The sequence below is a fragment of the Streptomyces sp. SYSU D01066-1 genome (assembly GCF_054956795.1).
Genome location: NZ_JBUDHV010000031.1, coordinates 71,252 through 85,774, shown reverse-complemented (window position 1 = coordinate 85,774; position 14,523 = coordinate 71,252). Strand labels below are relative to the sequence as shown.

Sequence of the window (14,523 nt, the reverse complement as noted above, 5' to 3'; positions counted from 1 at the left end):
GCTGGCTGGACGGGCTGGTGCGCCTCGCCGGCGCCGCCGGCGGCCCCGGCGGTGGCCGCGCCGGCCCGGGTGGCGGCGCCGGCGGGCGGCGGTGCGGGGTGAGGCGCGGGGTGCTGTTCTTCGCGGCCGTGCCCGTGGTGGCCACGGCGGCGGTCTTCTTCCTGGCGCCGGCCGACTCCGGCGACACGGTGTCCGCCCCGCCCGCGGCCACCGGGCAGTCGGCCCGGGAGGAGGCCAAGGACCGGGCCGAGCGGGAGCGGGAGCGCGACGACGCGGTGATCGCCGGCCTGCCGGCCGGGCTGTCCGCCCCGGACAAGAAGGAGCTGGCGCAGCGGCTCGTGGCGAGCGCCGACAACTCCACGCTGGACTGGCGCAGCCTCTACGGCAGCATCGAGGACCTCGGCGACGGGCAGGGGTACACGGCGGGCATCGCCGGTTTCTGCACCGGCACCCACGATCTGCTCACCCTGGTCGAGCGGTACACCGACGACCACCCGGACAACGGCCTGGCCCGCTATCTGCCCGCCCTGCGCGAGGTCGACGGCACGGACTCGCACGAGGGCCTGGACCCCGGGTTCACGGACGCCTGGCGGGCGGAGGCGAAGGTCCCGGCGTTCCGCGAGGCGCAGGAGGAGGAGCGCGACCGGGTCTACTTCGAGCCGTCCGTGCGGCTGGCCAAGCTGGACGGGCTGTCCACGCTGGGCCAGTTCGTGTACTACGACGCGATCATCTTCCACGGGCCGGACACCGACGAGGACGGCTTCTACGGGCTGCGCGAGCAGGCCCTGCGGCAGGCGGAGACCCCGGCGGCCGGCGGCAGCGAGGAGGAGTTCCTCGACGCCTTCCTCGACGTGCGCCGCGAGGCCCTGCGCACCGGCCGGGACGGCGACACCACCCGCGTCGACACCGCCCAGCGGCGGTTCCTGGAGGCCGGGAACCTGGAGCTGGCGACGCCTCTGGAGTGGCGGGTGTACGGGGACACGTACCGCGTGCCCTGAGTCGGTTCAAGTCGCCGCTTCCGCAGGAGTGTTTTTGGGAACATAGCCGTTCATCGGCCGGAGGGGGCGGAATGCGATGGCAGACGGATCCGGGCTGGACAGCGTTGGAGCGGGGAGACGACGGGCACTGCTCATCGGCGTCCGGGAGACACCGGATCTCGCCGGCGTCCCCGAGCTGCGGGAGCGGTATCCGCGACTGGACTTCGTAGGCAGGGATCTCTCCCTGGTCGAGACCGCGCTGAAGGAATCCGACTACGAGGACCCCCAGGTCCTGGAGGACACAGGGAAGAACCGCCTCATCGGAGCGGTCTCCCGGTTCTTCGGTTCCTGTGCGGCCGGAGACACCGCGCTGCTCTACTTCTCGGGACACGGCGAGACGGTCGACGACCGGGACCATCTGGTCCTCTCGGACAGCCAGGCCGTATGGCCCCAGCCCGAGGACGGGGCCGCTCTCGACCCGCGCACGCTGCTCGAGGCCAACCCCGGCGTCCTGCTGCGCGACCTGCCCCAGGGCGTGACCGCGATCATCTGCCTGGACATCTGCCGCACCAGCCCCCGCGGCGAGCGCGACCCGGACACCGCGGAGGGCGGCTGGCTCTCCGGCCACGACGCCTACTGGCTCTACAGCTGCGGAGCGGGACAGCGGTCCTTCGCGGACCCGGTGACGGGCAGTTGGTTCGCGCAGGCCCTCGCCGAAGCTCTCTCCCAGCGCACCTCGCCCACCACCTTCCACGAGGTCGTGCGGTACACGCACGAGGAGCTCCAGCGACTCGCGGACAAACACGGCCAGGTCGAACCCCCCACCGTCGTCAAACAGTTGCCCTGGCCGGGGCGGGACGCCGCTCACCGCGACCCGGTGATGTGCACGGGGTCGCAGGAGACACTGGAGTGGACCCGGGTCATCCGCACCTCCGGCCTGTGGAACAGCACCGCGCAACCCGCCGTCCACGAGCGGGTGAAGGACCGTCTGGAGGAGCTGGTCCGTTGCGTGGTGGGCAGCAGCGCCGGCACCGCCGCCCACCGCGACGATCCATGGTCCGATCCGCGCTATCCGGTACGCGTCGAGGAACGCCTCGCCGACCTGGTGGACCGGGCCGGACTGCGCGGCACCGGGGAGCTGCTCTCCCCGGCGGAGACCGCCTGTCTGCTCGCCGCCCCCATCGTCCACGAAGGCGTCGTCACCATCGCGCTCGACGAACTGCGCCGCCTGCTGCCCGAGGGGATCGACCCGGGACCGGTCAGTCAGGACACCACCACCGACGTGCACAGCCGGCAGGTACGGGATGCCGCGCGAGACGTGTGCCGCGCCCACAAGCTCGTGCTGCGCACGGCGGAGACGCTGCGGAGCAGGAGCCTGAAGGAGGCGACGACCGCCGCGGACCACTGGTTGCGCCACCGCTTCGTCGCCGACTGGGACCGGCTGTGGGAATGGGACCGGCCCGGGACCTACGAAGCGGTCGACACCTTGGTCCGCATGGTCCGTGAGGCGGTCGAGGCCGCCGCCCCGACCCCCTCGGCCGGACCACGCACCGACGCGGACCGCGACCGTGTCGACAAACAGATCCGGCAGGTGGTGAGCCACCTCACCGTCCGGCCGGGCCCGAATCCGAGGATCAACGACCTCGCCAACGGTGATCAGTGGATCGACTACACGCCGGTACGGGGTAACCAGTGGCGCGGCCGGCAGCTCGCCAACCTCCTGTGGACCGCGGGTCTGCTCGCCGCCGACCCCCGCCGGCTCTCCAGTGTCGTCGTCGACCACCTGGGGGCTCACGATCCGCTCGTCCCCCGCCAGGTCGCGGGGGCCCTGCAGGGCTTCGACTACGAACCGGCGGACGGACGGACCGCCACCACCCACGGCCTTTCCATGCGGTTCGTCTGCCCCCACCCCGCGCTCCACGCGGCGCTGGAGGAACTGGCGCTGACGGCCGACGCGGCCCTGCGGTCGCTGCGCGCCGACTCCGCCACCCAGTCGCTCCTGCGCGGCTTGCCCGACCGGGTGACCACGGCCGAGTTGCGGCCGCTCCCTGGCCGCTACCAGGTCCCCCTGGAGCGGTTCCGGCTGGCCGAGGACGAGGTCCGGCCCCTTCTCATGGGGACCCAGCTCTACGGCGACCGGATGCTGGCCGTCCGCGAGCTGTACCAGAACGCGCTGGACGCCTGCCGCTACCGGGACATGCGCCGCCAGTACGGCGGCACACGGTCGAAGTGGAACGGCACGATCGAGTTCACCCAGGGCCGGCACGAGGGGCGTCCCTACATCGAGTGTCTCGACAACGGCTCCGGGATGACCCGCGTCCGGCTCACCTCTATGTTCGCCCGGGCCGGCAAGCGCTACGAGCAGGATCCGGGGTTCGTGCAGGAACGCCGCGACTGGCGCCGCGCGAACATCGACGTACAGGCCATGAACTCGCGTTTCGGCATCGGCGTCTTCAGCTACTTCATGCTGGCCGACGAGGTTGTCGTCTGGACCAGGGCGGTGGACCGCTTCGGGCAGGTGGGAGCGGAGAAGTCCCTCAAGGCCGAGATCCAGTCCGGGTCCGGACTGCTGCAGATCAACGACTCCTACGACCCCGAGGTGCCCGAGCACGGCGGCACCCGCGTCCGCCTGTACCTGGCGGAGCCCCAGCAGGCCGAGAAGACACCGTCGCTGGTGGAGGCGCTGCGATCGGTGCTGTGGCTGACGGAGTACGACGTCACGGCGACGGAGCTGAGGGACGACCGGCACGAGGCCCTCCAGGAGCGCTGGAAACCGGGACGGCTGCACGGCAGGGGCGACTGGTTCGGGGAGCCCGTCCGCGTCAGCGAGGACGCCTGGCTGGTTCAAGGACCGGGCCAGTTGCTCCTCGACGGGGTGGTCGTCCAGCGTGCCCCCGAGACCTTCGGACGAGTGGTGAACCTCAAGGAACGCCACAGTCCGCAGCCGAGCGTGGACCGCAACCAGCTCCTGCACCACGACGCGGAACTGGTGATGGAGGAGCTGGTCGGCAAGGTGGGAGACGCGCTGGACGGTTGCGCCGAAGTGTCACTGCCCTGGTTGTGGACCCTGGCGCGAGAGGTTCCCCGCCTGGCCGTGGCCGTCCTCGACGCCCTGCCCCGCGACACCACGGCCGTACTGGAGCTGGAGAACGCCAGCCGTCTGACGAGCGGTCGGCATCCCCTCACCCGGACCGGATGCTTCCCCTGCGACTCCGCGGCCATGAATTCGTACACTGGCTTCCTCTCGCTCCATCCGCAACGGGGAGCGGAGAACGCGCTGTTCGAGCACTGGCAGTCCGTTCGACTGGGGCTGCTCCAGGACGAGGACGGCTTCCCGCCGCCCGGCTACCCGACGCCCGAGGGCGCGGACGCCCTGCTCTTCCGCGACAACGCTCCCAGAGACTGGCAGCCGGTACTCCAGAGCGCCGCACAGTTGCGCGCACCGGTCCGCGAGGTCCTGCGCGGTCTTCGACGCTACGCGGTGACGGGTGTCACCGTCCCCGAGGTGGAGGACATCAGGTCACTGGACGCCCTGATGGTCGGGCAGCAGACGGTCGACCTGTACTCCGCCTACCTGGACCTCCAGCAGCAGTACCCCCGGCACGCCGAGGCGACTGGACAGGCCGCTCCCCAGAATGCCCGGGAGCCGGATCGGGAGCCGGCCGTGCACGCCCCCTTGCTGGCCGTGTGCGCCCTGCACCATATGACCCTCGCGAAGGGCGTCGAACTCCTCGACGGCCTACGGCGCCTGGCCCCGGACCTGCCCCCGTCCCCCGAGCTGGGCGCGCTGGCGCGGAAGCGTCCGACGAGACAGGAGAGCGCACGTCTCGCCCTCACCGGTCCTGGCGAAACCCCCTGGCGTGCCGACAGCGCGATCTGGCGTCCGGGGTTCGTCGGCCCCGTAGACCTGAACGACCGCGCCCGGCCTCCGTTCTCGCTCGGCGGCATGGGGCGGCGCATCGAGCAGTTCGCTCCTCTGGGATTCGGTCTGGAATCACCCGTGCCGGAATCCGCGTCCCCGGCCTCCCCCCTGCCGCCCCACGTGCGAAGGCTGCTCTCCCGCGACCTGGACGGCGAGCCGCCATGGCTGGAAGGCGAAATATCATTCGAGCATTTGTTCGAGGCATCTCGTACGAGCCTGGCCCGACTGGGTGAGGTGGCGGAGGTGATCAACACCGCGACCCCCGCCACCGGAGCTTTCGCCCCCGTGATCCCGGCCGATGCCCACGACTGGAAGGTGCCGGACTGGGTCTATCACGCCATGAGCCGGTCCGGCACCGGCCGGCTCACCCCCTGGCACCTGGTCGGCAGCTTCTACCTCGCCAGTACGCCGGACATCACCGAGCTGCGACGGGCCGTCCGCGCGCTGGACGCCTGCGAACTGATCTCATGGGGGGACGCCGACGCCGACGCGCTGGAACGGCAGGCCCTCGCCCCACACCGCCTGCTCAATCCCGCGCCGTTCTACGGAACGCTGGTCGGCAACGCCTCGCTCAATTTCTCGGGCGCCTTCGACACCGACGGTGCCTGCCTCGCGTACTCCCTGGCCTGCGCGGCCCACGACGGTGTCACACTGGACGATGCGGTCGACGAGCTGTCCCGGCTCGACACCCACCTGCCGCTGAAGGTGGAACAGGTGCCCGCGGAGGCCGGCTCGCTGCGGCCGACCGGCGCGGACCTCCGCGCCCTGGGCCCGGAGGACGGCGACCGGCACAACACCGCCATGCGCTTCCGCGACGAACTGCGCATCGCCGACGTGCTGCGGCACTCCGCCGAGACCGGCTCGGGTCTGGGTGACACGGTTCGCCACCTGGCCCGCTTCGCTCCGCTGGGCGCCCCCACGCCCCCCGGTGACTTCCGCGGCCCCGACGCCGAAAGCCTGGCCGGGTTCCGCCCCAACCGCTTCGACCACGCGGCCTTCGACCGAGGACTCCTGGGCCCGGGCCTGCTCGGTCCCCTCGAACTCGTCCTCGTCTCGGGCCGCTTCGGCTGGACCCTCGGGCGGGCGTACGAGCGTTACGCCCCGTTCCGCTGCCTCGGACTCCGCGTCACGGTCGCCCGGCCGACCGCCGCGGAGGCCGCCCTGGAACCCGACTGGCGAGACGTCATCCTGCTCACCGAGCGCCTGACCGGACGTCCGCCCGCCCTGACGGGGGCGGTCCCCGAAGCGCACATCGCCCTGTGCGCCGAGGAGACCGGCCTCACCGAGGCCCGGGTGCGCGCACGCCTGGAGGGGTACGCCGGTCTCCTCGCCCTGTCCCTACCCGCGTCGAAGGAGGACATCCGATGAGCACCTCCCGGCCCTACCGGTACGAGAAGCATCCGCACATCATCGACTTCACCTGGTCCGCCGAGGACGACGAGGGCGAACGGGAGCTGGTCGCCTCCGGCACCTGCCCCGTGTGCTCGTGCCCCATGACCTGCCGATATGGAGCGGGGCAGACGGTCGTGCCCAAGGGCGGCGGATTCCGCGGCCGACGCGCCGACCCGGGGCCGGGGCCCTGGCACACACGCTGCCGCTGCGAGGGCTACCACCAGCCCCGCCCGGCCGACGGGTACGGCTGCGGGGCCTGGCTGGCCCTCGCCCCGCCGCCCTCGTACCTCGTCGGCGGAGGCTGACATGCCCTTCACCGACGAGCAGTTGCTCGCCGCCGACGAGCGGGCGCAGCGCATGCGCGATCCGCACCAGCAACTGCGTCTGGCGGTGCAGCAGGCGGAGGGCTACCGGACCTATCTCTCCACTCTGACCGGCCTGCTGACAGCCGTCTTCGTCCTCAAAGGACAGGAGAACCTCAGCAAGCTGCCGGACGGGCCTCGCTGGACGGTCGTCGGGCTGCTGGTAGTGGGGTTCCTGTCCCTGATCGCGGCGTCGTGGCTGAGCGTCCTGGCGGTGCACGGACGGCCCGGCGAGCAGGTGTGGAACGAGCCCGAACGGCTGTTGCGGCACGAACGGAGACTGACCCGCCGCATCTGGCGGCTCGTGGAGGCGGCCCGGTGGCTCGCCCTCTTTGGTGTCCTGGGCGTGGCCGCCGCGGTCATCGTGACCTGGGTCGCCCCGAGCTCGTAGCGGCGGACCGGCCAAAGCGGGTACGACGGCGCCCGCCCCTTGTCCGGTCGGGGACGGGGGCGGGCGCCGTCTGTGACCCGTACGCCGTTGTACGGGACAGTCCTGGACGGCCGTCAGACCGTCAGCGCGCGGTCCGTCGGGCGGATCGGGGCCGGCAGTTCGCTGGCGCCGGTCAGGAAGCGGTCGACGCCCCTGGCGGCCGAGCGGCCCTCGGCGATGGCCCAGACGATGAGCGACTGGCCGCGGCCGGCGTCACCGGCGACGAAGACACCGGGGACGTTGGTCTGGAAGTCGGCGTCGCGGGCGATGTTGCCGCGCGCGTCCAGCTCCAGGCCGAACTGCTCGACCAGGCCGTTCTCGCGGTCGGTGCCGGTGAAGCCCATGGCGAGGGTGACCAGCTGGGCCGGGATCTTGCGCTCGGTGCCCGGCTTCGGGGTGAGCTTGCCGTCGACGAACTCGACCTCGACGAGGTGCAGCCACTGGACGTTGCCGTCCTCGTCGCCCTCGAAGTGGGTGGTGTTGACGGAGTAGACCCGCTCACCGCCCTCCTCGTGCGCCGAGGTGACCTTGTAGAGCATCGGGAAGGTCGGCCAGGGCTGGGTGAGCGGGTTCCGCTCCTCGCCGGGGCGGGGCATGATCTCCAGCTGGGTGACGGAGGCGGCGCCCTGGCGGTGGGCGGTGCCCACGCAGTCGGCGCCGGTGTCGCCGCCGCCGATGACGACGACGTGCTTGCCCTCGGCCGAGATCGGGGAGGTGACGTAGTCGCCCTCCTGGACCTTGTTGGACAGGGGCAGGTACTCCATCGCCTGGTGGACGCCCTTGAGCTCGCGGCCGGGGACCGGCAGGTCGCGGGCGGTGGTGGCGCCGACGGCGAGGACGACGGCGTCGTAACGCTTCCTCAGGTCGCCGGCCTGGATGTCGCGGCCGACCTCGACGCCGGTGCGGAACCGGGTGCCCTCCGCGCGCATCTGCTCGATACGGCGGTTGATGTGCCGCTTCTCCATCTTGAACTCGGGGATGCCGTACCGCAGCAGGCCCCCGACGCGGTCCGCGCGCTCGTAGACGGCGACGGTGTGGCCGGCCCGGGTGAGCTGCTGGGCGGCGGCCAGTCCCGCCGGGCCCGAGCCGACCACCGCGACGGTCTTGCCGGACAGGCGCTCGGGGATCTGCGGCGCGACGCCGCCGTTGTCCCACGCCTTGTCGATGATGGAGACCTCGACGTTCTTGATGGTGACCGGCGGCTGGTTGATGCCGAGCACGCACGCCGACTCGCACGGGGCCGGGCACAGGCGGCCGGTGAACTCCGGGAAGTTGTTGGTGGCGTGCAGCCGCTCGGAGGCGGCGGACCAGTCCTCGCGGTAGGCGTAGTCGTTCCACTCGGGGATCAGGTTCCCGAGCGGGCAGCCGTTGTGGCAGAACGGGATGCCGCAGTCCATGCAGCGGCTGGCCTGCTTGCTGATGATGGGCAGCAGGGAGCCGGGGACGTAGACCTCCTTGAAGTCCCTGACCCGCTCCTCGACCGGACGGGACCGGGCGACCTCGCGGCCGTGGTTCAGAAAGCCCTTGGGGTCAGCCATTGGTCGCCGCCTCCATCATCTTCTCGGTGATCTCGGACTCGGAGAGACCGTCTCGCTCGGCGGCGTCCTTGGCGGCGAGCACTGCCTTGTACGTGCTGGGGATGATCTTGCTGAACCGCTCGACCGACGCGGACCAGTCGGCGAGCAGCCTGCCCGCGACCGTGGAGCCGGTCTCCTCGGCGTGCCGGCGCACCACGTCGTGCAGCCATTCCTTGTCGGCGTCGTCCAGGGCCTCGATCGCGCCGAGGTTGCCGGCGTTGACGTTGTCCCGGTCGAGGTCGATGACGTAGGCGGTGCCGCCGGACATGCCGGCCGCGAAGTTGCGTCCGGTCTCGCCGAGGACGACGGCCTGGCCGCCGGTCATGTACTCGCAGCCGTGGTCGCCGACGCCCTCGGAGACGACCAGCGCGCCGGAGTTGCGGACGCAGAAGCGCTCGCCGGTCCTGCCGCGCAGGAACATCTCGCCGCCGGTGGCGCCGTAGCCGATGGTGTTGCCGGCGATGACGCTGTACTCGGCGAGGTGGTCGGCGCCGCGGTCCGGGCGGACGATGATCCGGCCGCCGGACAGGCCCTTGCCGACGTAGTCGTTGGCGTCGCCCTCCAGGCGCAGCGTGACGCCGCGCGGGACGAAGGCGCCGAAGGACTGGCCGGCCGAGCCGGTGAAGGTGATGTCGATGGTGTCGTCGGGCAGGCCGGCGCCGCCGAACTTCCGGGTCACCTCGTGGCCGAGCATGGTGCCGACCGTGCGGTTGATGTTGCGGATGGCGACCTGGGCGCGGACCGGGGCCGCGTCGGCGGCGTCGGTGGCGGACAGGGCGTCGGCGGCGAGCTTGATCAGCTCGTTGTCGAGCGCCTTCTCCAGGCCGTGGTCCTGCTCGACGACGCGGTGGCGCACCGCGCCCTCGGGCAGCTCGGGCACGTGGAACAGCGGCGCCAGGTCCAGGCCCTGGGCCTTCCAGTGGCTGACGGCACGGGTGACGTCGAGGGCCTCGGCGTGGCCGACGGCCTCCTCGATGGAGCGGAAGCCCAGCTCGGCGAGGATCTCGCGGACCTCTTCGGCGATGAACTTGAAGAAGTTGACGATGTACTCGGCCTTGCCGGAGAACCGGTCGCGCAGCACCGGGTTCTGGGTGGCGATGCCGACCGGGCAGGTGTCCAGGTGGCAGACGCGCATCATGACGCAGCCGGAGACGACGAGCGGCGCGGTGGCGAAACCGAACTCCTCGGCGCCGAGCAGCGCGGCGATGACCACGTCCCGGCCGGTCTTGAGCTGGCCGTCGGTCTGGACGACGATCCGGTCGCGCAGGCCGTTGAGCAGCAGGGTCTGCTGGGTCTCGGCCAGGCCCAGCTCCCAGGGGCCGCCCGCGTGCTTGAGACTCGTCAGGGGGGAGGCACCCGTACCGCCGTCGTGGCCGGAGATCAGCACGACGTCCGCGTGCGCCTTCGACACACCGGCGGCGACGGTGCCGACGCCGACCTCGGAGACCAGCTTGACGTGGATGCGCGCCTTGGGGTTGGCGTTCTTCAGGTCGTGGATGAGCTGGGCGAGGTCCTCGATGGAGTAGATGTCGTGGTGCGGCGGCGGGGAGATCAGGCCCACGCCCGGCGTCGAGTGACGCGTCCTGGCGACCCACGGGTAGACCTTGTGGCCGGGCAGCTGGCCGCCCTCGCCGGGCTTGGCGCCCTGGGCCATCTTGATCTGGATGTCGTCGGAGTTGACCAGGTACTCGCTGGTCACACCGAAGCGGCCGGAGGCGACCTGCTTGATGGAGGACCGGCGGGCCGGGTCGTACAGCCGCTCCGGGTCCTCGCCGCCCTCGCCGGTGTTGGACTTGCCGCCCAGCTGGTTCATGGCGATGGCCAGGGTCTCGTGCGCCTCCTTGGAGATGGAGCCGTACGACATGGCGCCGGTGGAGAACCGCTTGACGATCTCGCTGACCGGCTCGACCTCCTCGACCGGGATCGAGGGGCGGTCCGACTTGAAGCCGAACAGGCCGCGCAGCGTCATCAGCCGCTCGGACTGCTCGTTCACCCGCTCGGTGTACTTCTTGAAGATGTCGTACTTGCCGGAGCGCGTGGAGTGCTGGAGGCGGAAGACCGTCTCCGGGTCGAACAGGTGAGGCTCGCCCTCGCGGCGCCACTGGTACTCGCCGCCGATGTCGAGGGCGCGGTGCGCCGGCGCGATGCCGGAGGCGGGGTACGCCTTGGCGTGCCGGGCGGCGACCTCCGCCGCGATGACGTCGATGCCGACGCCGCCGATCTTGGTGGCGGTGCCGTTGAAGTACTTCTCCACGAACGCCTGGTCCAGGCCGACGGCCTCGAAGACCTGGGCGCCGCGGTAGGAGGCGACGGTGGAGATGCCCATCTTGGACATGACTTTCAGGACGCCCTTGCCCAGGGCGTGGATCAGGTTGCGGATGGCCTGCTCGGTCTCGATGCCGGGCAGGAAGGTGCCCGCGCGGACCAGGTCCTCGACGGACTCCATGGCCAGGTACGGGTTGACCGCGGCGGCGCCGAAGCCGATGAGCAGGGCGACGTGGTGGACCTCGCGGACGTCGCCGGCCTCCACCAGCAGGCCCACCTGGGTGCGCTGCTTGGTGCGGATGAGGTGGTGGTGGACGGCGGCGGTGAGCAGCAGCGAGGGGATCGGCGCGTGCTCGGCGTCGGAGTGCCGGTCGGACAGGACGATCAGGCGGGCGCCGTTGCCGATGGCGGCGTCGGCCTCGGCGCAGATCTCCTCGATGCGGGCGGCGAGCGCGTCGCCGCCGCCGGAGACCCGGTACAGGCCGGAGAGGGTGGCGGCCTTCATGCCCGGCATGTCGCCGTCGGCGTTGATGTGGATGAGCTTGGCCAGCTCGTCGTTGTCGATCACCGGGAAGGGCAGCACGACGGAGCGGCAGGACGCGGCGGTCGGCTCCAGCAGGTTGCCCTGGGGGCCCAGCGCGGAGCGCAGGGAGGTGACCAGTTCCTCGCGGATGGCGTCCAGCGGCGGGTTGGTGACCTGCGCGAAGAGCTGGGTGAAGTAGTCGAACAGCAGCCGGGGGCGGTCGGAGAGCGCGGCGATCGGCGAGTCGGTGCCCATCGAGCCGATCGGCTCGGCGCCGGCCTTGGCCATCGGCGCGAGGATGACCCGCAGCTCCTCCTCGGTGTAGCCGAAGGTCTGCTGGCGGCGGGTGACCGAGGCGTGGGTGTGGACGATGTGCTCGCGCTCGGGCAGGTCGCCCAGCTCGATCTCACCGGCCTGGAGCCAGTCGGCGTACGGGTTCTCGGCGGCGAGCTGCGCCTTGATCTCGTCGTCCTCGATGATGCGGTGCTCGGCGGTGTCCACCAGGAACATCCGGCCGGGCTGGAGGCGGCCCTTGCGGACGACCTTCGCCGGGTCGATGTCGAGGACGCCGACCTCGGAGCCGAGGACGACGAGGCCGTCGTCGGTGACCCAGTAGCGGCCGGGGCGCAGGCCGTTGCGGTCGAGGACGGCGCCGACCTGGGTGCCGTCGGTGAAGGTGACGCAGGCCGGGCCGTCCCAGGGCTCCATCATCGTGGAGTGGTACTGGTAGAAGGCGCGGCGGGCCGGGTCCATGGAGTCGTGGTTCTCCCACGCCTCCGGGATCATCATCAGCACGGAGTGCGGCAGCGACCGCCCGCCCAGGTGCAGCAGCTCCAGGACCTCGTCGAAGGAGGCGGAGTCGGAGGCGTCGGGCGTGCAGATCGGGAACAGGCGCTCCAGGTCCGCGGAGGAGCCGAACAGGTCCGAGGCGAGCTGGGACTCGCGGGCGCGCATCCAGTTGCGGTTGCCCTTGACCGTGTTGATCTCGCCGTTGTGCGCGACGAAGCGGTACGGGTGGGCCAGCGGCCAGGACGGGAAGGTGTTGGTCGAGAACCGGGAGTGCACGAGCGCGATCGCGGAGGCGAAGCGGCGGTCGGACAGGTCCGGGAAGAACGGCTCCAGCTGGCCCGTGGTGAGCATGCCCTTGTAGACGATGGTCCGGGCGGACAGCGACGGGAAGTAGACGCCGATCTCGCGCTCGGCGCGCTTGCGCAGCGCGAAGGCGCGGCGGTCCAGGGCGATGCCCCGCGAGGTGCCGTCGGCGACGAAGACCTGGCGGAAGACCGGCATGGTCGAGCGGGCGGTGGCGCCCAGCAGCTGCGGGGCGACCGGCACCTCGCGCCAGCCGAGGACGGTCAGGCCCTCCTCGACGGCGATCGCCTCGATGCGGGAGACGGCGTCGTCCGTGCCGGACTCCGGCAGGAAGGCGATGCCGACGGCGTAGTGACCGGCCTCGGGGAGTTCGAATCCGGCCACCTCGCGGAAGAAGGCGTCCGGGACCTGCGAGAGAATGCCCGCGCCGTCGCCCGAGTCGGGCTCGGAGCCGGTGGCACCCCGGTGCTCCAGGTTGCGCAGCACGGTGAGGGCCTGGTCGACCAGCGTGTGGGACGCCTCGCCGGTGAGGGTGGCGACGAAGCCGACGCCGCAGGCGTCGTGCTCGTTGCGGGGGTCGTACATACCCTGCGCAGCAGGGCGAGCATCCATGAACGACCAGTTCCGGCCGTTCTCGGAGTGCTGGGACGGCTGGCGCGGCGTACGCATCGGCTCTCCCGTCGTCGTCAGTGGCAAAGTGCGAAGGTGCCGAGGGACGACGCTGGCCCTCTGCGTGGCTCAATGTGAGCGCAAAATTTCGTGCAGGTTACATGATGGAACGGCTCTCGGGAAGCGGATATTCCGTTCCAACATGCGGACGTCAGGGGGTGCGTAGCGGGGGTACCGACACCCGGTGACGGGAGCTGTGGGGGGTCCGGCGGGAACAGATCGGTGTCCGTCGGACCGGGGGCGCGGCGGGCTTCGTCACCCGCCCCGCGGATGCGCTGCGGGCACCTTTGCCCACAGCGCTTACGGCTCATGCCCGGCGGTCATGCTCTCGAAACCATTGAGCAACATGTAACCGACTATTTATGCGGCCCAACGCATAAGTCCGGGGTCCGGTCATCCTACGGCCGTTCCGAACAATGTGCCCAGGGCGTACGTCACACCGGCCGCCGCACCGCCCAGGAGGAGCTGCCGCAGTCCGCTGTACCACCAGCTCCGCGCGGTCACCTTGGCCACCACCGCGCCGCTGAGGAACAGCCCGGCCAGCGCCAGCACCACCGCGGGCCACAGCGCGCTCGCGCCGAGCAGGTAGGGCAGGACGGGGAGCAGCGCGCCCAGGGCGAAGGAGCCGAACGACGACACGGCGGCGACCAGCGGGGACGGCAGGTCGGAGGGGTCGATGCCCAGCTCCTCCCGGGCGTGTATCTCCAGCGCCTGCTCGGGGTCGCGGGAGAGCTGCCGGGCGACCTCGCGGGCGAGGCCCGGGTCGACACCGCGCCCCTCGTAGAGGGCGGCCAGTTCGGCCTCCTCGTCCGCCGGGTGCTTGCGCAGCTCCCGGCGCTCGACGTCCAGTTCGGCCTCGACCAGCTCGCGCTGCGAGGCGACGGAGGTGTACTCGCCGGCGGCCATCGAGAAGGCGCCGGCAGCCAGGCCCGCGAGGCCGCTGATCACGACGGTGTGCTGGCTGGCGGTACCGCCGGCCACGCCGGTCATGAGCGCCAGGTTGGAGACCAGGCCGTCCATCGCGCCGAAGACTGCGGGGCGCAGCCAGCCGCCGTTGACGTCCCGGTGGGTGTGGTTGTCGCGGTGCGCCTCGTGCAGGGTCGCTTCGGTCTCGATGAGGGCCACGGGGGGCCTCCCTCCACCTTCTTTAGACTTCGTCCACTTCTTGACAACAGCCAAGTTACGCCGGTCATTCCCTGTCCGCCAGCAAGGGAAGGCTGGGCTTACCTGCGGTTTTACCGTCGTACGCTCATCCGTGCCCTGGCCCGCGCACATGTCGACCGGGTGACGCTGAGGCCGATGAGGCTGTGGGGC

General features: G+C 71.3%; 7 protein-coding genes. 4 read left to right on the top strand and 3 right to left on the bottom strand.

Annotated elements, in window-relative coordinates:
- Nucleotides 1-110: 110 nt before the first annotated feature.
- The 4 genes from ACY1JF_RS24375 (at nucleotide 111) to ACY1JF_RS24360 (ending at nucleotide 7,044) form a co-directional block, all read left to right on the top strand.
- On the top strand, nucleotides 111-998 hold the full coding sequence (locus ACY1JF_RS24375) for a chitosanase (RefSeq protein ID WP_462707372.1): 888 nt from the start codon (nucleotides 111-113) through the stop codon (nucleotides 996-998).
- A 76-nt stretch (nucleotides 999-1,074) separates the two neighbouring features.
- On the top strand, nucleotides 1,075-6,267 hold the full coding sequence (locus tag ACY1JF_RS24370; protein WP_462707365.1) for an HD domain-containing protein: 5,193 nt from the start codon (nucleotides 1,075-1,077) through the stop codon (nucleotides 6,265-6,267).
- The gene (locus tag ACY1JF_RS24365; protein WP_462707364.1) at nucleotides 6,264-6,596 is read left to right on the top strand and encodes a hypothetical protein; all 333 of its coding nucleotides are present in this window, start codon (nucleotides 6,264-6,266) and stop codon (nucleotides 6,594-6,596) included. The genes ACY1JF_RS24370 and ACY1JF_RS24365 overlap by 4 nt, the downstream gene beginning before the upstream one ends.
- 1 nt (nucleotide 6,597) lies before the next feature.
- The gene (locus tag ACY1JF_RS24360; RefSeq protein WP_462707363.1) at nucleotides 6,598-7,044 is read left to right on the top strand and encodes a hypothetical protein; all 447 of its coding nucleotides are present in this window, start codon (nucleotides 6,598-6,600) and stop codon (nucleotides 7,042-7,044) included.
- A gap of 113 nt (nucleotides 7,045-7,157) precedes the next feature.
- Here ACY1JF_RS24360 and ACY1JF_RS24355 read toward each other — a convergent pair whose 3' ends face one another.
- The 3 genes from ACY1JF_RS24355 to ACY1JF_RS24345 all read right to left on the bottom strand — a co-directional run bounded on the left by ACY1JF_RS24355 (nucleotide 7,158) and on the right by ACY1JF_RS24345 (nucleotide 14,334).
- A complete protein-coding gene (locus tag ACY1JF_RS24355; protein WP_462707362.1) occupies nucleotides 7,158-8,621 on the bottom strand; it encodes a glutamate synthase subunit beta in 1,464 nt (487 codons plus the stop codon).
- Entirely contained in the window at nucleotides 8,614-13,209 is a 4,596-nt protein-coding gene (gltB, locus tag ACY1JF_RS24350; protein WP_462707361.1) for a glutamate synthase large subunit, read from the bottom strand. Before gltB ends, ACY1JF_RS24355 begins: the two co-directional genes overlap by 8 nt.
- A 393-nt stretch (nucleotides 13,210-13,602) precedes the next feature.
- Nucleotides 13,603-14,334 carry a VIT1/CCC1 transporter family protein gene (locus tag ACY1JF_RS24345; protein WP_462707360.1) on the bottom strand — a complete coding sequence of 244 codons (732 nt, stop codon included), beginning with the start codon at nucleotides 14,332-14,334 and terminating at the stop codon, nucleotides 13,603-13,605.
- Between the last annotated feature and the right edge of the window lie 189 nt (nucleotides 14,335-14,523).